Source organism: Nostoc sp. KVJ3, from assembly GCF_026127265.1.
Lineage (GTDB): Bacteria > Cyanobacteriota > Cyanobacteriia > Cyanobacteriales > Nostocaceae > Nostoc.
Genome location: NZ_WWFG01000010.1, coordinates 1 through 24,192, shown reverse-complemented (window position 1 = coordinate 24,192; position 24,192 = coordinate 1). Strand labels below are relative to the sequence as shown.

The 24,192-nt window shown below is 43.0% G+C and carries 24 protein-coding genes; 20 read left to right on the top strand and 4 right to left on the bottom strand.

What is annotated here, in order from left to right; genetic code table 11:
• Nucleotides 1-1,378 precede the first annotated feature (1,378 nt).
• Entirely contained in the window at nucleotides 1,379-4,951 is a 3,573-nt protein-coding gene (locus GTQ43_RS38545; protein ID WP_265277916.1) for a plasmid replication protein, CyRepA1 family, read from the top strand.
• Nucleotides 4,952-5,057: 106 nt separating this feature from the next.
• On the opposite strand, the gene GTQ43_RS38540 is transcribed toward GTQ43_RS38545, so the two are convergent.
• On the bottom strand, nucleotides 5,058-5,987 hold the full coding sequence (locus GTQ43_RS38540) for a tyrosine-type recombinase/integrase (RefSeq protein ID WP_265277915.1): 930 nt from the start codon (nucleotides 5,985-5,987) through the stop codon (nucleotides 5,058-5,060).
• Between the two features lie 567 nt (nucleotides 5,988-6,554).
• Here GTQ43_RS38540 and GTQ43_RS38535 point away from each other — a divergent pair.
• Complete coding sequence (locus GTQ43_RS38535; protein WP_265277914.1) at nucleotides 6,555-6,677, top strand: hypothetical protein; 123 nt, start codon at nucleotides 6,555-6,557, stop codon at nucleotides 6,675-6,677.
• A 1,670-nt stretch (nucleotides 6,678-8,347) separates the two neighbouring features.
• Entirely contained in the window at nucleotides 8,348-9,043 is a 696-nt protein-coding gene (locus GTQ43_RS38530; protein WP_265277913.1) for a hypothetical protein, read from the top strand.
• Nucleotides 9,044-9,112: 69 nt separating this feature from the next.
• Here GTQ43_RS38530 and GTQ43_RS38525 read toward each other — a convergent pair whose 3' ends face one another.
• The 3 genes from GTQ43_RS38525 to GTQ43_RS38515 form a co-directional block, all read right to left on the bottom strand.
• A complete protein-coding gene (locus GTQ43_RS38525) occupies nucleotides 9,113-9,412 on the bottom strand; it encodes a hypothetical protein (RefSeq protein WP_265277912.1) in 300 nt (99 codons plus the stop codon).
• Between the two features lie 253 nt (nucleotides 9,413-9,665).
• Nucleotides 9,666-11,972 (bottom strand): ATP-dependent RecD-like DNA helicase, encoded by a 2,307-nt coding sequence (locus GTQ43_RS38520; protein WP_265277911.1) that lies wholly within the window; start codon nucleotides 11,970-11,972, stop codon nucleotides 9,666-9,668.
• A gap of 325 nt (nucleotides 11,973-12,297) precedes the next feature.
• Complete coding sequence (locus tag GTQ43_RS38515) at nucleotides 12,298-12,720, bottom strand: hypothetical protein (protein ID WP_265277910.1); 423 nt, start codon at nucleotides 12,718-12,720, stop codon at nucleotides 12,298-12,300.
• A gap of 202 nt (nucleotides 12,721-12,922) precedes the next feature.
• Between GTQ43_RS38515 and GTQ43_RS38510 the strand changes: the two genes are divergently transcribed.
• From GTQ43_RS38510 to GTQ43_RS38430, 17 genes are all read left to right on the top strand, one after another.
• The gene (locus GTQ43_RS38510) at nucleotides 12,923-13,150 is read left to right on the top strand and encodes a hypothetical protein (RefSeq protein WP_104899588.1); all 228 of its coding nucleotides are present in this window, start codon (nucleotides 12,923-12,925) and stop codon (nucleotides 13,148-13,150) included.
• 209 nt (nucleotides 13,151-13,359) lie between these two features.
• Nucleotides 13,360-13,650 (top strand): hypothetical protein, encoded by a 291-nt coding sequence (locus GTQ43_RS38505; RefSeq protein ID WP_265276854.1) that lies wholly within the window; start codon nucleotides 13,360-13,362, stop codon nucleotides 13,648-13,650.
• A 7-nt stretch (nucleotides 13,651-13,657) separates the two neighbouring features.
• A complete protein-coding gene (locus tag GTQ43_RS38500; protein ID WP_265277909.1) occupies nucleotides 13,658-14,128 on the top strand; it encodes a hypothetical protein in 471 nt (156 codons plus the stop codon).
• Between the two features lie 2 nt (nucleotides 14,129-14,130).
• Nucleotides 14,131-14,469 (top strand): hypothetical protein, encoded by a 339-nt coding sequence (locus tag GTQ43_RS38495; RefSeq protein WP_041566573.1) that lies wholly within the window; start codon nucleotides 14,131-14,133, stop codon nucleotides 14,467-14,469.
• Nucleotides 14,463-17,201, top strand: coding sequence for an AAA family ATPase (locus GTQ43_RS38490; protein ID WP_265277908.1), 2,739 nt, complete (start codon nucleotides 14,463-14,465; stop codon nucleotides 17,199-17,201). Before GTQ43_RS38495 ends, GTQ43_RS38490 begins: the two co-directional genes overlap by 7 nt.
• Nucleotides 17,198-17,740 carry a hypothetical protein gene (locus GTQ43_RS38485; protein ID WP_265277907.1) on the top strand — a complete coding sequence of 181 codons (543 nt, stop codon included), beginning with the start codon at nucleotides 17,198-17,200 and terminating at the stop codon, nucleotides 17,738-17,740. The genes GTQ43_RS38490 and GTQ43_RS38485 overlap by 4 nt, the downstream gene beginning before the upstream one ends.
• Entirely contained in the window at nucleotides 17,724-18,410 is a 687-nt protein-coding gene (locus GTQ43_RS38480; RefSeq protein WP_265277906.1) for a hypothetical protein, read from the top strand. The genes GTQ43_RS38485 and GTQ43_RS38480 overlap by 17 nt, the downstream gene beginning before the upstream one ends.
• A gap of 30 nt (nucleotides 18,411-18,440) precedes the next feature.
• Nucleotides 18,441-19,499, top strand: coding sequence for a hypothetical protein (locus tag GTQ43_RS38475; protein ID WP_265276861.1), 1,059 nt, complete (start codon nucleotides 18,441-18,443; stop codon nucleotides 19,497-19,499).
• The gene (locus GTQ43_RS38470; RefSeq protein WP_265276863.1) at nucleotides 19,496-20,215 is read left to right on the top strand and encodes a hypothetical protein; all 720 of its coding nucleotides are present in this window, start codon (nucleotides 19,496-19,498) and stop codon (nucleotides 20,213-20,215) included. Before GTQ43_RS38475 ends, GTQ43_RS38470 begins: the two co-directional genes overlap by 4 nt.
• Nucleotides 20,212-21,240: a hypothetical protein gene (locus GTQ43_RS38465; RefSeq protein WP_265277905.1), complete on the top strand. Its 1,029-nt coding sequence runs from the start codon at nucleotides 20,212-20,214 to the stop codon at nucleotides 21,238-21,240. Before GTQ43_RS38470 ends, GTQ43_RS38465 begins: the two co-directional genes overlap by 4 nt.
• A 50-nt stretch (nucleotides 21,241-21,290) precedes the next feature.
• Nucleotides 21,291-21,746, top strand: coding sequence for a hypothetical protein (locus GTQ43_RS38460; RefSeq protein WP_265277904.1), 456 nt, complete (start codon nucleotides 21,291-21,293; stop codon nucleotides 21,744-21,746).
• A gap of 306 nt (nucleotides 21,747-22,052) precedes the next feature.
• The gene (locus tag GTQ43_RS38455; RefSeq protein WP_265277903.1) at nucleotides 22,053-22,211 is read left to right on the top strand and encodes a hypothetical protein; all 159 of its coding nucleotides are present in this window, start codon (nucleotides 22,053-22,055) and stop codon (nucleotides 22,209-22,211) included.
• Nucleotides 22,212-22,226: 15 nt separating this feature from the next.
• The gene (locus GTQ43_RS38450; protein WP_265277902.1) at nucleotides 22,227-22,763 is read left to right on the top strand and encodes a hypothetical protein; all 537 of its coding nucleotides are present in this window, start codon (nucleotides 22,227-22,229) and stop codon (nucleotides 22,761-22,763) included.
• A gap of 92 nt (nucleotides 22,764-22,855) precedes the next feature.
• Nucleotides 22,856-23,158, top strand: a complete 303-nt coding sequence (locus tag GTQ43_RS38445; RefSeq protein WP_265277901.1) for a hypothetical protein — start codon at nucleotides 22,856-22,858, stop codon at nucleotides 23,156-23,158.
• Nucleotides 23,146-23,415 (top strand): hypothetical protein, encoded by a 270-nt coding sequence (locus GTQ43_RS38440; protein ID WP_265277900.1) that lies wholly within the window; start codon nucleotides 23,146-23,148, stop codon nucleotides 23,413-23,415. Before GTQ43_RS38445 ends, GTQ43_RS38440 begins: the two co-directional genes overlap by 13 nt.
• Nucleotides 23,416-23,455: 40 nt before the next feature.
• On the top strand, nucleotides 23,456-23,683 hold the full coding sequence (locus GTQ43_RS38435) for a hypothetical protein (protein WP_265277898.1): 228 nt from the start codon (nucleotides 23,456-23,458) through the stop codon (nucleotides 23,681-23,683).
• Nucleotides 23,647-24,051: a hypothetical protein gene (locus GTQ43_RS38430; RefSeq protein WP_265277896.1), complete on the top strand. Its 405-nt coding sequence runs from the start codon at nucleotides 23,647-23,649 to the stop codon at nucleotides 24,049-24,051. The genes GTQ43_RS38435 and GTQ43_RS38430 overlap by 37 nt, the downstream gene beginning before the upstream one ends.
• The last annotated feature ends 141 nt before the right edge of the window (nucleotides 24,052-24,192 follow it).

Sequence of the window (24,192 nt, the reverse complement as noted above, 5' to 3'; positions counted from 1 at the left end):
TACTTTAATTTATCAATACCTTTACCAAAAATAAGAGCCTACAAAAATTGGCAAAATTCTAGATGCATAAGTGTTTAGCTTAAAAGGTAGTTGGACTGTCAAAACCTTGATATTAAAAGCAACACGTAAAAAAACCTTGTGGGAAACTTTAAAGGAATTTTTAGGGCTGATTGTTTTTGCTAAACCTCAGATAACGGGGAGTTATATAATGAAACATCATTAACTCACCCTCGTAAATTGGCACAAGTATTTATCTATACTGTAATCTATTCACGTTAAATCTAACCTATACTTTTTTTAAAATAACCTATACTCCTTCACAAAAATTCATAAAATTATTTCTTCCTAGTTTCCTTTCTAAGGTGTATGATTTAATGGCTACATGCAAAAAGTAGTATTACGCTATCTCAAGTTACAGTTACATCTAGTTCATATTCGTGAAAAATAACCAAGGCTAGCAGCCAGGAACCACCCTCAGTGAGTATCTATAATCGCTAGTTGACTCCGTTAATAAACGAAAGATGAGCTTATATCAAAAGAGTCGGCACTTATGATGCTTACTCTGAAGCTTGGCATAGATGATAGTTAAAGTAGTTTGAGCCAAAGCTACTATTAAACCTAGTAATTACATACAGAGATGAGGAGGCTTAAATTAAAAATTAGGATAACACTAGATCCAAGATGGGTAGAATTTCTGCAATATCAAGCTAATTGAAGGTAGGTATGGAGGTAAAGAATTTATGACAATACCCACATTTAACGGACAAAGCGCCACTAAGGAGTAGCGCTTTGTCCGTGGTTTAAATTGCATATAACCTCAGAGCGGGGTTGATCTCGAAGGAACAAAATAAGTAGACGTTGAAGTTTGGCGACAGAGACGACTACTAAATTTGTCCGAGAGTTTTTACCACGCTGCGATATCTATTATAGGATATACTGCTTAGAAAGTCTATTTCTTGCAGTATGTTTTGGCTGTCGAAATTCCTTAAATTAGTTAAATGTAAAGTTTAATGAAGATAAAACCCGGATTTTGGAGCAAAGAATATTAGCAGCGTGAATAACCCCCTCTGAAGCTTGAAAATCAAGTAATCAGGGGAATAACCGTGTTAAATAACAAAACTCCCAATAGCTCAGTAGTTGAGCGCGTGGGATCATGTATTGCAGTGTTCGCACCTCAACTTTATGCTGTGGTGTCAGGTAGTTTTAAGAATATCCTTGCAAAAGCTAAAGTTCCACAGCTTTCAAATTGGCTGTGTTTAGATGATAGCGACAGAAACATTACTCGAGTAACTGTTGCAGGTGATTGCGACACAGGATTTTACTGGCAATTCTTGCTCGTAAACGTAGTTCTCTCCAAGGAATTCCAAGGGGAGAACCGATGAATGCAGCGACAACTGAATACCCCAATCATCTCACCGCCGCCGAGTATCACGAGTTGACGGTGGGCAGCGCCATTCATCCTGCATTGATTGAGCGCAACTTCTTCCACATCGAGGGAGAAACAATTTATGACTACCTGTTTATCTCCAACAAAATCCCTCGAAAAAATGCAGGTCGAGCCACGGATACATACATCAAAATGTATCAGCATCTATTGCTGGGGGGAACCTGGATTCAATCACTTGACCCCTTTAAAAACTGGCAACCAATGGAGTGGGGAAGGATCAAGCCCAACTTTCCTCGCATTGATTGGCAAAAAGGTAAACCCGTCAAATACGAGTCACCCCCCAAAACTCCCAACCGTGTTACCTACTTCGATGTCGCTAACCCCATCTGGGACAAAGTTGCAAAGCGTTATTTAATTAAGCGCTATCATTCACTTTTGGCGCTACGCTTGCTGGATCAACTCAATCCACTAATATTTTGGGAGTGGATAAAGCAACACCCAGAGATTCCGATTATCTTATGCGAAGGGGAGAAGAAAGCCGCTTGCTTGCTGAGTCTGGGGTTTGTAGCGATCGCACTTCCGGGAATTTGGAACGGGCGGGTCGGAAGACGGGATTTTGATGAACGATTGCATCCTGACTTAGTACCGATGGCTCAGGCGGGACGCAAGTTCATTATTTTATTCGACTACGAAACTTCTTCTAAAACCAGGTGGTCGGTGTTTCAAGCCACTGTTCGCACTGCAAAAGCAATCGAATCGGCAGGTTGCTTTTGTGAAGTTGCATTACTGCCGGGGCCAGAAAAAGGCGTTGATGATTTTGTAGTTAGTCGCAGTGAAGATGCCAATGCACTACTAACTGCAATTATAGACGATGCCAAATCACTTGCCGATTACCAGCGCTCGTATCGGGCGAAAAAATGGGGACTAAGTAAATATAAACCAGATGTCACAGTCAATATTAAATATTTGACCCAAGCACTCTGCATTCCGGATCTGGAGGAAAAATGTTCATCTGTCCCGCCACTTTATGATATCGCAGAAGAAAAATTGTTTACCCCAAGTGTTAGCTCTACAAGCTGTAAAGAGGGAGAAGGAAAACAAGAGTTAATAATTTCTGACTGCCCTGACCACAAACCCAGTACCCAAAATCCCAAAAAGTCTTTCCGTTTTCCTGAAATTGGACTGGTTGTACTGTGGAGCGACATGGGTACAGGGAAAACTGAACTTATGCGCTGGTGGCGTGACCAAAACCCCGACGCGCGGTTCCTCAACAATGGACATCGGGTTAACTTGTTGAAAAATCTTGCCGAACGCTTGCAGACGGCGATGTATTCAGACTTGGGTTACACAGGTTTAGCCCAGGCCCCAGCCCTTAGTATTACTATTGACAGCCTGCATAAGCTGAATACTCAGTCTCTCACCTACGGCTGCATATTTATAGATGAAGCCTGCCAATACCTCACCCACTTACTACACAGTAATACTTGCAAACAGCACCGTGCAGCAATACTTGAAGTACTGGAATATATAGTATATAACGCGCCACTGGTCGTCATCGCTGATGCACACATGGATGACCTGACTGTGAATTTCTTTCTTGCAATGCGACCAAAAGGTGAAGTACCTTACATCATTAAAAACGAGTGGCGAAACGGTTCACGCACAATTTACTGGTACGAGGGAGATAATGAGAGCGCCATAGTCGCCCAAATCTCGGCAGCGCTGATGCTTGGTGAGAAAGTCATGGTTGCAAGTGACAGTAAGCGTTTTATCAAAAAACTCGACAAATCCTTTACTATCAAGTACGAAGAATCTAGTAGTTCGCCAAGTGAACTTGGCGGGGTGCATGTTAAAGGGGAAGGGGAAAAGGAAGAATTAACAGATTCCTCCTCCGCCCTTTCCCCCTTACCCCTTACCCCTTGCCCAGCCCGTAGGACTTCATACCGCATTTGGTCGGTTCACTCTGACAATTCTGGCAGTGATGAGAATGTCGCTTTCATCAAAGATATCACCAACGCTGTCAAAAACTTTGATGCCTTGTTCGCCTCTCCCAGTCTCGGTACTGGTGTCGATATTTCTGAGTATCATTTTGATTTAGTGTTCGGTGTGTTTCACGGCGTTTCCCAAACTGCTACTGAATGCGCCCAACAGCTTTACCGTTATCGTCCAAAAGTCCCGTTTCATATTTGGGTGGCCCCGCGTCCTCCCTTTGGTTACAAGGATACAAACGCATCCAAGATTAAAGAGCGCTTGCTCCAAACCAATGAAATGACCGCTTTTCTGTTGCGGATTGACCGTCAAACAGGCAAGCGGGGCGCAGAGAAAGATTGGGCGCTTGAGGCTTACTGCCAAATTATGGCTAACCGCCACTATTCTCTCAATAATCTGCGTGATGATTTGCGATCGCTGCTCACCGAAATGGGCAATACATTTATATATGTGGGCAGTGATTCAGATCCTCAATCTCTTGAAAGTCTTAAAGCAGCAGCACAAGCTTTGGATAGTGCCCACAATTCGGCTGTTGCCAGGGCTAAGAATATTACTTTGAGCGAGTACCGTGCCCGTCAGAGCAAAGATTACCTTGACCCTAATGAAATTTTTGAATGTGAAAAGTTCCGCATTTCTGATTCTTACGGCATCGAAGTAACCGAATCACTCGTAGAAATGGATAAAGGTGGTCGCTTAATTAGGGCAATTGCTGGACTTGAAGCCATTTTAGCCCCACCCGAAGAATCGTTTACTGACCCCAAAACTGGGCAAAGTTATCCTACGCCACCAACAATTGTCACCCAAAAAGACCGCACCGAACGCGACAATCTACCTTTGTGCATCGACTGGGGTAATTACTCCGCACGGTGGCTTGCTAGATTTAACCTGGGACTGCATCAAATTCTCACTTCTTTAATGAAGGGTGATGAAGTTACTGCCGACGATTCCACCTTACTCAAGATGACGGCGATCGCCAAAAATTGTGCTGCTCACGTCAAAGCAATTCTTGGGTTTACTATTCCCAGTGACTGTAAACCTATTTGGTTGCTGGGCACTTTAGTTGAGCAGCTGGGGTTAAAGTTAACTTTCCGTAAGCAAGGTAAACGGGGTCAACAGGTGAAACTTTTCTCTTTATCTAAAGAGGAATTGGAATTTGCAATGCATGTAATTGCTCATCGCGTGGAAAAGCGTAATCAAAAAGAAAATCGAACCTATTATGCTGCTCAAACCCCTGCTGCGTATAATGTAAACCCCAATCAGCAGCCCGTATCCACACCCCCCCTTGATGCTATAGGGAACTCCCATTGCCAGGGGGAGGATACTACCAATTCTGAACCGCCCCCAACTGCTCGCACTACCTTACTCCACTGCGTAGAAATACTTCGCTCTGGCATTTCTCGTGGAGTTGAGGCAATTAAAGGCATTCTCAAGCGATGGCAGAGTGATTTGCGCTGGGAAACGGTGCTGGAACTTGAAGCGATCGCAGCAAATGAACTGCGACTTGTGGAATCTCTTGTTCCTGAATTTTATGAATGGCTCTTGGAAGAAGTGTTGCCTATGGAGGGGGCTGGCTAGAGAAAAATCCCTTTGGCATTTGAAAGCTGTTTTTTGTTTCGTTCCCGGTAGCAATTGATGCCACTGGTTCCCATTTATGCTGCATTTTCACAAGTCATGCAAAATGTTAAAGATCCATCAAGTTTAAAGCGCTACTGTCATTGGGTCTAGCCTTGAGATAGTGATCGGTGATGGCTAAATTGGCATGACCCAAAGTTTCTTTCACCAGCACTGGATTAGTCCCGCGCTCAATCGCGTGAGAACCGTGGGCATGACGTAACCAGTGAGCAGAAACCAGTTCGCTTAATCCAGCTTCTTGTGCAATTGCTTTGACAATCGGGTGCAAGTTTTGACGGTCGAGATGTCCCCCTTTTTGACTTCGGAACACTGCGTCTGTAGGTAAAGCTTGACCTTTGAACTCCATTAGTTCCGCCCACAGCTTCGGCTTAATGAGAATTGTGCGATTTTTGCTCCCCTTGGCTTTTCTCACGTACACCTGTCCACTGTCACTGCGGGGTGTCAAATCTCCCCAAGTCAAATTACAGATTTCACTTGCCCGTAACCCTGCCTGATACAAGAGTTTGATAATTAACAAATTACGTAGGGCTGTGTACTGTCGTTTGGGAGTTTTCGCCAATGTTAAATGCCTATTGGCTGCCCGTACCAACAATTTAATATCAGCTTCATCAAGATAGCGTTCGTTGATTACATCTGGTAATTCACCCAGTTTTAGTGCCATACCCACATTAAAAGGGAGATATCCAATTTTATGAGCGAAACTAATCAAGCTTTTGGCACAAGCTATGTATATCCGCTTTGTGCTTTCGGCATTGCCCCCAAAAGAACTAGCGTATTCTACCAAGTCTTCATAAGTCACTTTTTTGAGGGGCTTGTCCAGAAAATCCAGAAATCGCCTAGTGTATCGCTGGTAAGCCCGAATAGAAGACGACGCTTTTCCCTCCAACCACAGCGCAATCAACTTCGCCTCCGCCTGCGCTACTGGCAAGGAAGCAAGAGCCTTTCTATGCGCGACAATATGAACCAGAGAGAGCGTCATTTTTTTTACTCCCTTAAAAATCAGACACAACAGTAGTTTCGTCTGATGTTATAGTGTCTGATTTTTATTGTCGCTCTAAATGGTCATTTCAACTCACTGTTTCACAACTAAAAAATTCTCATTTTTTGCGTATAGTACACTCATAATACTTAGAATCATGATATAAGTAATACAATTATTGACTATCCATTGCGGATTGAAAGTTGGGCATTTCCTCCGAGTATTGCCGCTTATACACGGCTAACTTGTAGTAGAAGGAGGTGCTATTTTTGGGTGTGGGAGGAGAATTAAGAAAAAAATTTGCAGCGGCGATTGCTGAATTTAACTGGCGGGTTGACTATTTAAAGTTTTTTAGAAGGGAATAGGCAACAAAAGGTTTTGTCCGGGGATTTAGAACTATACCTAAACGCTCGTCCTAAATAAGGGGGCTTTAAATCCAAGGGTTTTCTCTGTTAGAAGGGAACAGGCAATTTTTCTTTGAGCTTCAATCCTACTGTTGCCTGTTCCCTATCTCTACCCCGAACGCGAGTGCGGTTTGCAGGAGAAGGGCTCGGTGAACTATAAGAAATGGAACCGAGCGATTATGCAGATGAGCAGTATGGGTATTTTCAGCAATTAGCGGAATTGCTGAGAATATTTAATACTTGGTGTTTGGCAAAGATGGTTGATGCTGGAATTGCTACGGGGTGATGTCTATATTTATTTGCAATCGCCTTGCTTGCCGTTGGCTGTCCATTAAAGAATTATTTGTCAATTTTAAGTAACTAATGTCTTGCTGTGTAAGAGGCTATAAAGCTTATTAATACGGAGATTTCGGTCTTTTAGCAACTCATATATTCTTTGAATGGTTTTAAACAATTAAATGCCTTTTCTCTTAAAACTGACTCCTCAAGAATTAAATGATTAAATGCCTTTTTTTGGGAAATCCGAATAAGGTATTGACTATTGCGATTATCTCGTGGCGCAGCGATCGCCTCCGGCGGGCGAGTACGCCATCGCTTAGGCTTAGTATCAGCCTAAGTAGATCGGCGTGAATAATTCAAGGTTTGTAGTGAGGACTTTAGTCCTCATTTGAGGGCTTCAGCCCTCACTACAAAGTAATCTCAATATTTTTTACATTACTTAATCTAGTTTGATTTATTCTTGCCCACTTACTTAACCCAAAATATAGTGTCAGAAAGTCGCTCGGGAAGCCAGATCGCGATTTTACTGGAAAAGCTTGAGTGGATAATGAGGGCCTTTGTTGTAAGTGAAAGGGACATTAATTTTAAAAAACTGGATTTACAGAGCTAGACCATCATTTAAATTGCACAGAGCTAAAAAATCGAGCGTTTGGACACTAATTATTTAAAACTGACAAATAATTCTTTAATGAATAGTTGCGCTCCGTGCAATCGCCGCAGCTTTCACCTGAAAGCACCAGTTGTTGTGGTTAGCCAATATCAATATTGATTGATAACAATGCAGAAACGGCCGTTGGGACTTTACCGAATGGCAAGTTAGTTTTTGATGTCTGAAATTACAATGTGTTTTCGACGTGTAAGTACCTACCCAAGTAACCCGCATTTCTCACAAGCTGCTTTGCGTACAAGTAATAAGTTAAGAATTTTACTCCTTACTCACTACTCATTACTCCTCCATTCGAGGTGTGGTGAGAAATCCGGGAGTAAGTGATCGGTTCATCTTCATGCAAGCCAATTTTCCCGATTTGGGTGGTAAGGCACTTACCCGCTCATAAAGATACGAAAGTATGATCGAGATCCACGCCACACAACAAGCAATTAAGAACACGGCTGGTATCTTTTTTTGTGGTTCCCCCTAAAAATACACCTTTAAAAGAAAAACCTAAAAATCGATGAAAAAAATAAACTAAAAATGACTTTATAGTTAAAAAGTAATGCAATATGTTAAAGAGCATACTCCTAACAGTTAACTACACAAATATTACAGGTGTAGGTTGGGGTCAAAGAAAACGGGCAAAGGAGCTTATTTTAAGAAACTTGTACAAAATTCTTTCCTGCGTCTGTTGTTTTCATGCCAAATCAAGCTTATCAGAATAGCCCACTATTTAATCGCTATCAAGCCATATAATTATAGAGTCATTTTTAGTTTATTTTTGAGAGTGGTGTAATTGGCACAGACATCGTTTGGCATGGTGGTCTACAAATTCCCGCTCCTTTTAACACCCTCGATCTGGTAATTCTTTAATGGACAGTTGGCGGTAGTATCTCTTCATAAAAACATTGCTTGAGGAATGCGCTGAGGCATTTGGCGATGATACTATCAAGGTAATCCATCATGATGAATTACACGATTTAATAAGCGTGGGCAGTCCCAGTTTACCTAGATGACACGTGAACATGAGCAATACAGGGCGTAAAAAAAAGCTGGCATCTTTTAACTGTGACCAAAGGAAGTGGGAGCAGTTTATCGCCTGTTGCAACTCGAAAGGCACAACAGCAACAGCCACGCTGCTCGAATTTATCGAACTCTACTTAGGCGATTCCCAAGATCAGGTTGATGCAATAGGTGGTAACAATTTAGACGAACGCTTAGATTCAAAGATGAAGGCAAGTGTAGAAAAGTACTTAATTATGAGTAATAAAAATTACAACAATCCAACGAGTGAAACGATAAGAGCTATTTGTGAAAGACTCGATAAGCTCGAGTCAGAGTTTTCAAATGAATCTAATAGCAACCAAGCCACAGTAATTGATAATCTCGCCAATTTAGAACAAAAAGTGGAGAAGATGTATGCCCGAATGACACAGTTGGCTGAGGCGATCATTAAAATTCAAGACTATCTCAACAACCAACAAAAGCGGGGACAGAAATCGTACTACAATAATTCGTCATTCAAAGCGCATACTCCTAGAATGCAACCGTTAACTGAAGAAGGTTTAGCTTCAAGACTTGGTGTAAGCGAAGAAAGTGTACGCAAGGAGCGAATTAAACTTCCCCCACCGCTTTTTGTAGCATGGTGTAAGGGCAAAGATAGAGCAGGGCTAGGGTGGGAATTTAACGAAAATACGGGACTATATCAGCCAGTAAGTTAGTATTTTGATTAATTTCAACTTGTCGCAGAGGATGTGCGCTCTGCTGTTGCTGTTGCTAATTTGAATTTTTTAAAATGTGATTATTTCACAACCTTCAAGCAATTCGTCATAAACAGTTAGTTGTTGTGTTTTTAAGTGGTTTGGCAATGAATCATCATCAAAGGTCAAAGTAACAATATGAGTATTTTTGAGACTAAGAGATGATTTGCTGATATCGGTTATTGCCGCACTCATACCGCTTCGAGTACCGATTAGATACTTCACCGATTGCCCGATCTTTAACTCTGCTGCCGGAATAGCCATAGATATTAAAATAATTCGTAATTCGTAATGGGCAACTATTGGAGATGCTAAAAGCGAACGCCCCACTACGCTAACGTAATTAAGTTTTGTAACGGGGATTTTAATTAGGCTTCAATTCGTGCGGACTGTATTGCTGGGGAATTAAACCCCTAAACTTTGTTAAATCAGTGAACAGTCAACAGTTATCAGTCCTGGCGGCGTATAGTGGGGAACTTAAACCCAATTATCAAAACTTTTAACTGTTTACTAATAACTGATAACTATTTAAGAGTAGTCTGGTTGAATGCGACCGTTGTTCCCATGTTGGGCATGGGTTTTATTATTGGAGCAGAACTGCGTCAATTGCTGAATCAATCAACTCAATTGCGGTAGTTTCATAGTGATAAGTATTAAAGCGAAACTTGCCGACAAGTTCGGGCTGTTTTGACGGACGATAACCATACTTGGATTCATACATTTGTAGTGCAAGACTACCAATAGTAGTCATCTGTCCAGGTGTTGCAGTTAGTTGGCGTTGTTGTAGCCTAGAAGCGACAGTAACAGTAGGGGAAGATGTAGTCGTAGAAGCAGTTTTTCTGGTGTTGCTCAAACTCTGCCAGATTTCACTAAGTTGCTCAACAGGTGAAATGAGGAGATTGGTTAGTCCAGTAAAACGCTGGGCGGGTTTATCAGTAGCGACAGCAGTTTTCAATGCTTCATGCTGTCCAACTGCGATGAATGTACCCATTGCGCGAGTCATAGTCGTGTAGAGCAGCTGACGGGTTAACATCCGGTAATTAGCCCTGACCAATGGGAAAATCACATAAGGAAATTGGCTACCTTGACTTTTGTGGCAAGTTATACAAAACGAGTGCATAATTTGCTCGAAGTCTCCAGGATAATAATTAACAATAGCACCGCTCTCCCAAGAGATCGTAACCAGAAATTTTTCCGGCTCCACAGCAATAACCTGACCGATCTCGCCATTCATTACGGGCGGGACAGTTTCATAACGGTTTTTCAGTTGGATTACGCGATCGCCGATTCGATAAATAACTGACCCAGAGACAACTTGTGGTTGATTTTCTTGTTTTGGATTAAAGATAGGGGCAAGAAGCTGATTGAGATTGTGAACTCCACAGTCTCCTTGTTTTTGGGGCGCTAAGATTATTAGTTGTTGATTTAAATCAACACCTGACTGGCCAATAGCTTTAACCAACTCAACGATGGCTTGGGAGGTCGCTTGGGGGGAATCTTTTTGAATCATTGCACAGTCACCGACATCCATCCAATCAGAAACTTGATTAAAATTGTGCAGTGTGGGGACTATGCCAGAATTGACATCATTAGCTGCATAGATAATCGGGCTTTCGTGCCGTTGGCGATAAATCGTCTGTAAGAAAGTTGTAGGCACCAGTTCAGAAACAATTAAATCTCGCAAGACCATTCCTGCGCCAATACTGGGCAATTGATCAAAGTCTCCTACCAGTACAATTCTGGTTTTTTTGGGCAAGGCTTTGAGCAGCGAATTGAACAGAAATATGTCAACCATTGAAAATTCATCAATGATTAGACAATCAAGATTTAGAGGATTATCCTCGTTATAAAGAAAAACCGCATTGTTTCCCTGCCATTGCAATAAACGGTGAATGGTAGTTGCTTCAATGCCTGTAGCATCTTTCATCCGGTTAGCGGCTTTCCCTGTTGGAGCGGCTGCAATCGCTTTATCAGTATGCATGAACCATTCAACCAAGGTTTTCAGTACATAAGTTTTCCCTCGACCTGGGCCACCAGTAATAATGCTAATTGGATGTTTGGCTGCCATCATCAAGGCGCTGATTTGTTCATCACTTAAACTTCCAAGTTGGCGATAGTCAGTAGTTTGGAATTGGGCTAACCAGTGTTCTAAATGTTCAGTGGGGTGAGTCGGTTGCTCAAGGAGAGCAAGAATTTTCAAAGTCACAGAAAGTTCAGCCCGATAAGCAGCTTTGAGATAAACACTATTACCAACATCACCCGAAACTAAAGTCCCCTTGGAGAGTAACTGTTGAATGATTGTATTTAAAAATTGAACATCGGGCGTATGCTGTGATGAAGAAAGCAGGTCAGTGGCAATACTTACTAATTGCTCAAACGGTAAAAAACAATTCCCTTCACGCAAGCCGGATTTTAAAACATGGATTAAAGCTGAGATATAACGAGTATCGCTGTATAGAGGGATACCAAGAGATATTGCTAGCTCATCAGCAGTCTTAAAACCGATGCCATCAATATCATCAATTAATCTGTAAGGGTTGTTCTGAAGTACATTTGCAGTTTTGTGTCCGTAATAGTCACAAATTTTCAAAGCTAACTTCAATGAAGTTCCCACAGCCAAAAGTTGGGTAATTACTCCCAAGTTCGGATTCTTTTTACTCTCTGACCAAGCTTTGGTAATACCATCAATCCGATATTGAGTTAGTCCGGGAACAGTGTAAAGCTTTTCGGGGTTGTTATCTAATATCGATAAAGTCTCACTTCCAAAGCAATTGACCAAAGTTTGAGCAGTTTTCTTGCCAATCCCACGAAATAGTCCACTTTCTAAATACGCCTCGATTTCCGGCAACATCAGAATCGGAAATTTTTCGACTTGAAGGAGCCTCGTCATGAGTCAAAGAGTAATTGAGAGATTCTGTTCTTCTATAAGGGTAGCTCTAAAGCTAACTCATCGTCTCAAATCGAAAATCCAATTGGCTTACGAACTCTAAAGAATCTCCTTGTGCGATGAAAGCTGTTCATGGGCTAGAGCCTAAAAGGGATGTAAAGAAATGTTTCTGTTAAGGTCATCAAATTTGGCTTCAATACAAGATTTAGTCATCTGCTAAGTTAATGGCAGTTAAGCATAATGGTTTTGGTAAGAATGGATAGTTAAGCATGGCGCTTTTGGCAAGAATAGATCGGGTATTGTGTGGGAATTTAACGAAAATACGGAATTATGTCATCCGGGAAGTTGGTTGGAAACATCCAAATGTTTTTTCAAAATGTTTTTTCAAAGTATAGGGGCAATCAGGAGTTTTGATTCCACTGGCGTAAGGTAATTTATAGGATGCCCAAAGCTGCCACCGTAAAACATCGACTCCAATAGTTGAACTACCGAATTGTACTCGACAGTCTTTATCTGGGTTTTGTATAACATTTTTGATGATGGTATTTATCGCTTCTATCTTGAGATTATTCGGTATGCCCATTAGTAGCTTTGTAAGCCACTGTTTGATTTGTGGTGACTGTAGCCAGTCTTTGATTTGGTCATCAGTGGGAGTTAGGCGATTGGCTAATAGCGTTGGATTTTTGTTATCTTTATTAACTTGACTTTTGGGTTGAAAGAGTTGCTGAAAATTAGTATCTGTGTTGGACATAAAGTTGGTTGGTTAAAAGAGAATATCTCTATTATAGATAAATTGGATAAATCCGATAATAGCTAATATATTTTATCAAGATGTTAAGATAAATAAATATAAGAAGATTATTTATCCTTTGATACAAAATTATAAAGATTTGACTAATTAATTATGTTATAAATATTAAATAAGTTCCTTATGCAAGTATCAAATAAATACTATGCACCCAATAGAGTTTAAGAAGAAGTGGAAGTTAACCTACCCCGAACTTTCACGCATTTTAGGATACGCAGATTTTACTGTTCGGAGTTGGGGTCTAGAAGGAAAAGCGAAACGAAATCCCCATTTTGTTGTCTACCAACTTTGCGCCCTGTTAGATGAAAAATGGATAAATCAAGGTAAAGTTCCAGGACAAAGACATCTGATTTCTGAAATGCTTACTGGGTAAATAACTTACCGAAAATAGCTCACCTTCTTGAAGAAGGCAGATACTTGAAAGGCGAAAGGCTATTGTGTTTTGTGAACAAGAACCACACTAGGCTAATACTCCGAACAGCGCCGTATAATTTTCTCTATTTTTGCAAATGTCAATTACCCGCCACAAAAAAGGCGGGTATTTTTATATGTAGTTAGAAGTTGCAAGAAGTTCTCAGAATCATGGGGATAGGGGGGTTAACCTGGCAAAATGAAGAACTAACAAGACCAGAAGTTGCGGCGATGTTAAAGCCAAAGGTTTCTGCAAGGCAACTGCAAGCATATTTGAACATAGCTCGGAAGTACTTGCCAGAATTCCAGAAATTTACCAACAAAAAAACAGGTGGTCTAAATGGCATGAGCAAGCTATACAAGCATCATATTGCTCCCCTTCAAGAAATTCGCTCACTAGCTAGAGAGCATACTTTAGCTGATATAGAGAATGAGTTTCTTCAAAGAGGAGCGAAAAAGTGATTTTTATATGAAGAAAGGAGCAATTTTCTTGGCATCTAATAATTCTGTGCGAAGAACACAATCTCAAGTTCTTGCTAAGGCGTTCGCGGCGATTGGGCGCAAGTATCAGCATCACATTTACGCGGCGGGTACAGCGACAATCATTGTCATGCAGTCAATGCCCTCTTATGGGTGGGGCTTGTTCGATTCGGCTCAGACAGCAATGACTTGTATGTTCGGTGGCGCTGGTGGTATTGGTGGCGGTGGTGCGGCAGCGGCAACTACCGCGATTAAAGCACTTCCGGCAGTGATCAATGCAACCATCACAGTGCTTTTGTTTGTATACTTTGTGGCTTCTGGGCTTAAGGTTGCCAACGGCATTGGTGAAGGACAGGAAGTAACGCAGATGGTTCAACAGCCCGTAGGCGTGTTTTTCATAATCCTGGTGCTTTGGATTGCTCAAAGTATCTTATTTAACGGCGTTACAGCCGCTTGTTAGTGATGAGCGAGTACAATAAATCGCCCATGAAACGGGTGAATCAGTCACTTGGTCAAAATGCAACAATCGGCATTTTTACTGGCTTTCAATTTGCAGTCGCGTTATTTATGTTTGGCGTGGGCTTCATCATAGCGATTATGTTTGGGGCGGGAATAGTTTGGGGACTGCTGGCTGGGGTTTGGTTGAGTGCCACGGTGATAGTTTTATCTGGGAAGCGTCCTTACTTGTTCTGGTCAAGAGTGTTCCCAAGCGTTCCAACTTTCACTCGTGGCTATATCAGATATACTTCGCCCCAAAACAAAAAAAGGGCGGGTTCCAAAGGGATGCCTAAGCTATGGTAAAAAGCAGTATTCGTAATCAAAAAATAGTACCCTTTGAAGACTTTTTAGACTTAGCAACTTTAGTAAAACTAAAAAAGGGGAACTATCAAATCGGAGCCTACTTGTTGAGTAAAAAACAAGTAAGCGACACTAACAACACGCTGCAATTAGTATTCGGATATGAATGCACTGGCTTTCACCCACTGTTTAATTCATCAGAGAGACTAGAGGCGATGGCCAAGGCTTTTGAGAACGGCTGTAAAGAGTTCTCCGAGGGTGAGAAATTCACCTTTCGTTGGTCTTCGTTTTGCGACGAAGAGAAAGTGATTGAAAGCTATCGGCAGAGACTAGATAGCCCTGTATCTCAAGAGATAGAATTTTTGGATTGGGGGCAGGTTGCCCGAATTCAGGAACTGACACGTAACCATCAGCGCAAGGATATCAAACTCAGTATTTACACGACTTTTACTGTCCGCCCAGGAGGGACGGAAGCAGGTGACGCGGTAGATAGAGCGATAGTTAAGCTGGCGAACTTTTTACAGCGCAAATTCACCCCAACAGGAGCGACCGAACTCACTCTTCAAAACTTAATTCAAGTTCTTGAAAAAGCGATAATAGTCTCTTTGCGCCATCAACAAATACTATCTGAGATGGGCTTGTTTCCCTCGCCAAAATCAGACAAGCAATTGTGGAGCGACCTAGTTGATAGAATGGGTGCGAAGGCTGTAAAAGTGCCCCATGCCTTGGTTTATGATACTGGTGAATTAAGGGAAGAGATTAACGAAGCCGCACCCAACCCATCGCGGTATAACGACCAATTACACGCTACATCCGTACTTCTGAATAACGGCATACCCTACGCGGATAGGCGCTGGGTATGTTTGCCCCATCAGAGTACTGACAAAAAGAAGTATATCGGCGTAATGACGCTTGCCCAAAAACCAGAGGTGTTTGCTTCAACCCATCAGCAAATACGTTTTTTATGGGACGTATTCTCACGCGAGGTTATTTATGATGTCGAGATAATAACAGAGATTAGCCCAGCCGATCAAAAAATGATTAGGTTGACTCAGCAATTGATTACGAGGCGGTCAATAAATGCCGAGGTTAGTGCTAGCAAAAAGACTATTGATGTAGGAGCGCAAATTAACACAGAGCGTTCTATTGATGCTCAAAAGCAGCTTTATACAGGTGATGTACCGGAAAATGTAGCGGTTACTGTTCTCGTTTACCGCAACTCTCCAGAAGAAATTGACGACGCTTGTCGGTTGATTTCCGGCTACATCAATCAACCTGCTGAGTTGATTAGAGAAATGCAGTATACATGGTCAATATGGCTTGACACTTTGCTGTTGAGACAGCGACCACAACTGACTTTTCCTTTCAACAGACGCGCCACTTTCTTTGCCAGTGAAGTAATTGGTTTAACGCCAGTCGTTCAAACAGCGCATGGCGATAAACAAGGCTTTGAATTAATTGCTGATGAGGGGCAATCCTCGGTTCACATTGACCTATCAAAGCCGAAAAACATGATGGTAATCGGCACTACCGGGAGTGGGAAATCGGTAATAATTGCCTCTATTATTTATCAATGCTTGGCGTTGGGAATGTCAGTACTAATGATTGACTTGCCAAATGATGATGGTTCAGGAACCTTTGGAGACTTCACGCCCTACTTTAATGGGTTTTACTTTGATATTTCTAAGGAATCAAACAATCTTGTACAACCGCTAGACCTATCAAAGATTCCTGAGTCACAGTGGGAGGAAAGGACAAAAGCCCATCGAAATGATATTAATTTAATCGTGCTTCAATTAGTTTTAGGAACGCAAAAGTTTGATGGCTTGCTATCACAAACTATAGAATCTGTAATCCCTTTGGGTACAAAAGCCTTTTATGAAGATGCCGAAATCCAAGAGCGATTTGAATTAGCGCGAAAAGCAGGGATAAACACCCCAGAGTGGGCAAATACCCCGACATTAGCAGATATGGAGAAATTCTTCTCGCTTGCATACATTTATTTAGGCTATCAGGACGACAATGTAGAAAAAGCGTTAAATTACATCCGCTTGCGGTTACAGTACTGGCAAGCTAGTAGTATCGGTAGCGCTATCTGCAAGCCTTCAACCTTCCAGGCAGATAGCCAGTTGATTACCTTTGCACTGACTAATCTGCAATCAGGCAAGGATGCAGAAGTGTTCGGGATGAGTGCATATATCGCCGCGTCCCGGCAGTCGCTATCCTCGCCCAACAGCGTGTTCTTTATGGATGAGGCTAGCGTCTTGCTGGGATTTTCTGCATTATCGCGGCTTGCGGGTCGTAAATGCGCTACGGCTCGAAAGCAAGGCTGTCGAGTGTTTCTGGCGGCGCAGGACGTTATCTCTATCGCCAAATCCTCAGCAGGAGAACAAATATTACAAAATATGCCATTGCGGTTGATTGGGCGTATTGTCCCAGGCGCGGCTAATAGTTTCTCTGAGTTGCTGGGCATCCCTAGAGAAATTATCGATAAAAACGAAAGCTTTGCCCCTAATATTCAGCAGCTATATACGTTGTGGTTGCTCGACTATAACAACAAGTATGTGCGCTGCCGCTATTATCCCTCCTATCCCCTGCTGGCGTTGGTTGCCAATAGCAGAGAAGAACAAGCCACGCGAGATAAGTTTAAGAAAATTCACAGAGACAAGTTCACATGGGTGGCAGAATTTTCTAAATATTATGTCGAGTGCATCAAACAGGGAAAACCATTATGAAGGTTCTATCATCAGTCATTCATACGAAGCTATTGCTGGCAATACTAGCAGGTGTCGTGTCAATAGGAGGCTTTCAAGTATGGCAATACAACCAAGCTCAATACGAAAAGCTTATTAGCGAAGCGAAGAATGGCTGTGGCGTGTACATAGAATTGGGCGAGGATGCCATCAAGCGCTCCCCCAGCCTGAGAGCATTGAAATATCAAAATAAGCGATTGAGTGGATTAGAGCAACCGGGGATTAACTCTGAATCTGCTGACCCAGGTGCTTATGTCATGCTTTTTCGATCCCCTGCTTCCACCCTTCCACCTAATGCTTTACCTTTCGATGATCCCTTCTTCACCAGTTTATTAAATAAGGAAGAATCACCTAAAACATTAATGGTTCAAGCTGTTTCCTTTGATTTAGTAAAAAAGCAAGCGAGTGTAAAATCTCTTTGTACCAAAAAACCTTTTGTAGTAGCCCTGGAGGACTTGTATCTTGAATACCAACCGATTGATCGTGATCTCAGGCGCAGCAATTTTGACATCCTTTTCTAGCCTCCCTGCCAACGCTCAAACTAATCAAAACCAATCTTTCTTAACTCAATTTCAACAAATTTATAGCAGCTTGCAGACTTACATTAGTAATTATCAGAAAGAATTTACTAAAAGTTTGGGCAAGTTAGAAGCTGAATTAACCCAGGCAATTGAATCTAGTGTTGGTGATTTGGGTATTCCTGATCCCCTAAAAGCTGGCAAGAATATCGAGAAAGTGATTCAGAAACAAGAAGGCGCGTTGCTGATATTAGACCCTCGCATTCAAGCCGGAAACGCTATTAAGGAATGGAACCAGCAATATACACGCGGTCAGTCAGAATCAGTACTAGGAGTTGAGGGTCAACGAGTGCAATCGCAAGAGGCAGCAATAACTAATGATGCCACTGCTCAATCAAGCGAAAATGCTGCCGCAGCCCAACAGGATGTTATTACCCAAGACATTCTTAAAAAGGTCGCTATTCAAAACTTGCAAAATGTTGTGATTGCCAAGTCTATCCACTCAGAGGCACAAAAGCAATCCCGTTCCTTGGCTGTTGCAAATATTAACCTTGCCGATATTTCAAACAGGCTTGATGAGCAAGCTGCGGCGAAGGATCAGGAATCTAACGCCGCTACTCGCCAGATAATCCAATCTGCTGCCGCTAACGATTCATTCTGGAAGAATCAATAATCGAGTCACAATAACGTTACGATAACTCAAATGATAACGTTCTTAGTTATTCTTTTTGCCCAAACGACAGGGCAAAAAGCTGGAGAAGATACGGGCACTACGAATTCAGGCGAAATAGTCGAAGGGGCTATCTCAGGCGCAGACCTAATCTATAAATCGTTTGAGAATGATTGGCTAGAATTAGCATCTGGAACAAGCCCAATTTATACGGCTGTCGTCGCTGTTTCTACCCTCGCGGCTGTTGTGATGATTGGCTTTGCATCATTTGGCTGGTACAGGAAGTATGCAGAAGAAGGGTTTGGTTATGATTTCATAGCCGAGATGGTTTTGCCATTAGTAGTAATTGTAATGCTTAGTAATAATGGGTTCCTCCTAGCAAACACAACAGTCGCATTAAAAAACGTATCGACCGGACTAAACAGGAGTATTTTAAATATTACGAGAAATGGGGTCAATTTGAGAGATGCTATACGGAATGTAAACGCTGACCAAAGCTTTGTCTTAGCCGCACAGATAGCCTTAGCTAAGTGCGAAAAGCTCAACAACGAAAAGAAGGAAGGTGAAGAATTGAGCGAGAAACAAGCTTGTATCAAACAGGCTGTGGAGAATACACGAAAAGACGCGCAGAAAGCTAGAGAAAAGACTGGCGCGGGTTCTGGAGGAGGAAGTTGGAACCCATTAGACCTTAGTGGCGAACTAATCAATAGCGCAATCCAAGGTTTTGTTTACGTAATTCTCAGTGGACTATCAGCAGCTTTTCAATACATTGTCCAACTGTCATTCTTAATGATTGCATTCGCTGCCCCAATCTTCCTAGTTCTATCTTTGCTGCCTTTTCAAAGCAAGCCTATTTATGCTTGGCTTGCTGGCTGGTTAGGGCTAACACTGGTTCTCATTTCGTACTCCATAACTGTAGGTATTATTGCCAGCGCGATAGTCTCTAAGCCTTCCAGCAATCCTTTGCTATTGCAACTTTTACAAGCCATCTTTTCGCCATTACTCGCGGTAGCCATAGGTACTGGTGGCGGAATGGCTGTATTTTCAGCTTTCACTAGTGGGGTTAAATTCTCGGTGGGGTTAAGGAGATGAAATTATTAGAGAGAAAAGAGTTAAACTTTACCCCAATTTTCTTAATAGTCAATGCGGTTTTATTAACGCTTTTATTATTCATAGAAGTTCTCAATTTTGCTCGGATAGCAACAATTTCTAAGACGAAAGCTTCGACTTTGGTAGAATTGTCTGACGGCGAATCTATCAGAGTTCTTCCTATAGGGAGCCTTGAGCGAACGCCCCAAGCTATTACGCATTTTGTCGGGCAGACAATGACCGGACTTTTAAGTTGGAATGCTCTACCAAAGCCAACCGATGATTATAAGATAGACCCCAGCAAACAATTAAAATTAGACACTGGGATATCGACATCAAAAGCCAAGATTACTACTAGCACATGGGCTTGGGGCTTTGCGTTGTCAGAAGATTTTCGCGCCTCATTTCTTGAGGAGATAGGTAATCTCACGCCGCCCGATGTCTTTAATGGGTCTACGCAATCAATTCTAAAAGTCAGCCTCATCAGTCAGCCGACTCCTATTAAGGATGGGCAATGGAAAGTAGATATGGTTGCAGAGCTTGTTGTTTTCCAAGGCAGCAATTTAGTTGGTAAGCCCATCGCTTTTAACAAAACTGTATTTGTCAGGGCGATAGATACGGCTGCCCTGCCGAGATTTGCGTCCGATGTACAAGAAACCGCCTTTCGTGTTCGTAAAGCGGGGTTGGAAATTTACAAAATCCAAGATTTAGACTTATGAGCAAGAACAGCCAGTCAGCTTTGCCAGAGGCAAGTATTGAGATAGAAGCAAGGGAGCAGGGAGCTATTAGCTGGGGAGAAGGAACAGAAAGGGGGATTCGACCCCAACTGAACGAGAACCACTTAACAGAAGTGGGGGACGTAAGAACATGTTCCGCTCCGCAAACTAGGCAGGTGGAAGGGGTCATTTCCCCCAGCGAAGAGTCCCCAACCAAGAGCCTCTTCGTTGAGATAGAATCGCAAGATTTTGCCGCGATGAACGGCGCTAAAACTTCTCAAGCTAATGATTCAATTCAACCAGAACAGAATCCCGCCCCAGAAGAAATTGTTACTGCTCGAACAGTCTCGCAATCTCCACTCTTAAAAATGGGCGTTGTTGCCCTAATTTGCCTTCTCTTCGTGGCGCTCATTGGGGCAATGCTAGGCAACTCAATGAATGTGCTGAAGTTTTCCAAGGGCATTGTGCAACCACCCAAAGAAAAAGAGCAAACGCCCCTAGCAGAGCCGGAAAATGAGACGGGCAAGGATAAAACAGCGCTTGCTCTGACTAGCCAAAATTACGAGTTAAAGCAGATTCGCGATCGCTTGCCAAGCCCAACGCCAACCCCTAGCCCAACCCCATCCGCAATCGCACCCGTTATCCCTCCGATGCAACCAGTGCAGCGCGGAAACGTTCTTACCCAGTCGCCAGGCAGCCGACAGCGCCCTTCACTTTATCGAGAGCTAGAGTATCGCAGCCCCAGCCCAAAATTGCCCAGCCAGTTAGACAATCTCCTTTGGCGTTCCCGCAATCGATGCCAACAGCTGCAAGCTATGCCGTTCATGTTGATCCCGCACAGCAATGGCTTCTCGCTGCAAACGCTGGCAGTTTCAGGAGTTCAGTCGATGAATCAGAAAGCGAGAAACCCATCAAGACTAATGGAATTGAAGGAGGTACGGGAGGAGCTACACAAGTCGCCCAGAACACTAGCATTAATTACAACGCTCTTCGCGTACTCGTTGGCAGCACCGCAGAGGGCAGACTAGAAACGCCGATCGCCTGGGGCACTGGTGACGCGGGCAACCAGAATTACTTGGTGAAACTAACAAAACCCTTAAAAGCCTCAGATGGTAGCGACGTGCTGCCCGTAGGTGCTTATCTAGTTGTTCAACTAGCACAGTCCAATGGTTCGGGTTTCGCCAAACTACGCGGCGTTTCAGTATTGGTCAATATAAACGGCGATACGCAAGAGAAACCGCTACCACCAAACGCTGTTTTGATTATGGCTAAAAACGGCAGTTTCTTAAAAGCAGAGTCCCGTAAAGGTAGCAACCTGGGTAACAATTTCATTTCTGCGATTGTCGCGGGAGTTGCCAAGGCAGCAGAAATACAAAATCGCCCCACAAGTCAAACCAGTACTAACTCAAACGGATTTTCCACGCTTTCAACCACCAACGACGACAAAAACCTACCTGCTGCTTTTGGTGAAGGCGCTTTAATAGCATTCTTGAAAATATCAAAAGCTCAAACGTCGCGCGTTCTCAGCAGTTAAGTGGCAAAGAAGAAGTGTTCGTGATCGATGCTGGCAAGTCAGTTCAAATATTCGTTAATCAAACAATATCGCTTTAGTCAATTCGCAATTCGCAATTAACACCCCACGGATGAATACGCTTCCTCTGAATATTGATACTACGTGTTTTATCTTTCCTGTTAAGAGTTAAGAGTTCCCTGTAAAAATGTTAAATAAACTCGCTATTGTTACAACCCTCTTAATAGTTACTGCCTCAAGTGCGGCAGCAATGCCCGTGCGGACGGTTTACGAGAACGATGCAAACTCCAACGCTATCGAATTAAAGGTGTGGAAGGGTTACGGATTAACTATAATTTGATGTCTACAGGGGAAACTATCAAGCAAGTTTGGATCGGCGATCCCAGTCGCTTCGCCTTACTTCAAATGGTGCTTTATGCCAGTCATCAGGCAACGATTCTGACTGCACAGGAGGCAAAGCGACTGTAATTTTCCTTCGCCAGATTGACCCGATCAAGTTTCCTGTTACCTCTAGCAGCAATGGAAGCACTCAAAATTACATTACTTACCAATGAAAATCTTTATCAATTTAAGATAGTTCCCGCTAGTGGCAACCCAGCTTACACGAGCTTAGTGATTAAATCTGACTCAGCTCGTCCATTGCCAATTAGCCGTCCGCGAACGCCACTTCCCCTAACAGTTGAAAAACCGCAATCAGTGCCGCCAGTAGTCCAGCAGCCTTCGCCGCCACGACCACAAACAATAACAGTACAAAAGTCTCAGCCTGTTGCCTTAATGCGCCCCAATCCTGGGACTACACTAAATGGTGCGATTCAGAGAAACGATGCTAATGCTCTCGCTTTGGGCTGGCAGAAGCTGGGCGCAAAGGTCAGGTTCGACCCGGATCTACCATCTGGAACAAGGTGCAAGATGCTATCAAGCTATTGCGGCGTGGCAAGACAAGAGATGAGGCAGTTTCGCTTTCTCAGGTCGATAAAACCACTTTTGATCAATTACTTGAATGGGGGCGATTGTGAGTGATTTCTTAAGATATATTCGTGAAGACCTAACCACTTTTTGTATTCGCGTAGGTTTGAAAGTGAAAGAAAAATGTCCCGATTACTCCAATAAAAATGATGAAATCTAAACTCTTTCTACTGACTGCAATAGCTTCTTTCGTTCCGCTTTCCGCCTCAGTCGCACAGACACCGACAATCAATTATTCGTATGGCTTGTACAAAACTGCTGCTCCCGATTGGTCAAAAATTACATGGGAAACGCTCCCGCCGATTCAGCAACCAGGATTTTTAAAGATACCTAAAAACCTGATTTCGATTTTTGGCTACGACCCCTCGCGCTCGTGGACAGCAGGGCAAAAAGTAGACTCTGTTGTGATGTTGGCGATGCAGATGATGCTTTTAAGATGTCTGCCTTGAGCTTAAAGGCCATTGGGACGGTGGCTTTGCCCACTAGAGCCACAACCACCAAACCCACCCTCAAAGACTTTGGATTAATGCAATGGCAAACGCCCAAAACCTTGGTCAAGGCGATGCCTGAATTAAGCAATTTGAGCCTATCAGAAGTTCCCCCATTAGCGGCTCTATTTTCTAAGAATGGTGCTGGACTGGGTAGCAGCACTATTTCTCAAGCCATAGCCTCAAATCCTCAAGCCGCAAACCTGGACACTAGATAAGATTGACCTAAGCAAATATTCGCTTGATTCAATTCCTGGGTTGGACAAAACTCAATTAGGAAAGTTCAATGCATGGCAGCAAGCCTATGTCAATCAAATTCCTAAATTAAGTCAAGTTCCCTTTGATAAAATGCCTCAGCCTATTAGCTCTGGCATAGACGTTGTGGGTATCGCATCCGTTGTACTTGGTACGGCAGAGAAGGGCGACGCAAGGGCTGGAATGATTACTTTGTGTCTGGCAGCGTTGTCAGAGGCGACCGCACTTTAACAGTCGCCTGTCCTCCAGGTATTGAATGCTCATACTTAGAAATGGGTGATTTTGCCGGTTCTGAAGGTAGTTTGTATGGTAAGCGTTGGGCATCTGGTTCATCCCAACAAGTCAGGGGCGGTTATGGAATTCTTGCCGCCGTGAATGGGGGCAAGGAACCCACGGGGCGGCTAGTGTATGGTAGTGGGTTCAAAGTGGCGCTAACTGGAGTGAATGAATCCAAGGGGACTGCCGACTTTGGCTTATTCTTTAGGATCTGTGCGCGACCACCATTCCAGCAGAAAACTTGCACCCCTTACTTCATTGGGCCGGTACCCTGGCTGCCCGTGAGCGAGAATGAATTGGTTATCGTGGGGACGGGACGATGACAGGGACTCCTAAGGACTATTGTTAAGCCAAATCAATTTATTCCCGCAGGACTTGAATCAGCGCCTGTTTTCTCCCGCAGGTTTAGGGGTACTCGTTTGTGGCGCGGTGATTGTAATCGCCAAAATCATCGATAGTAGGGG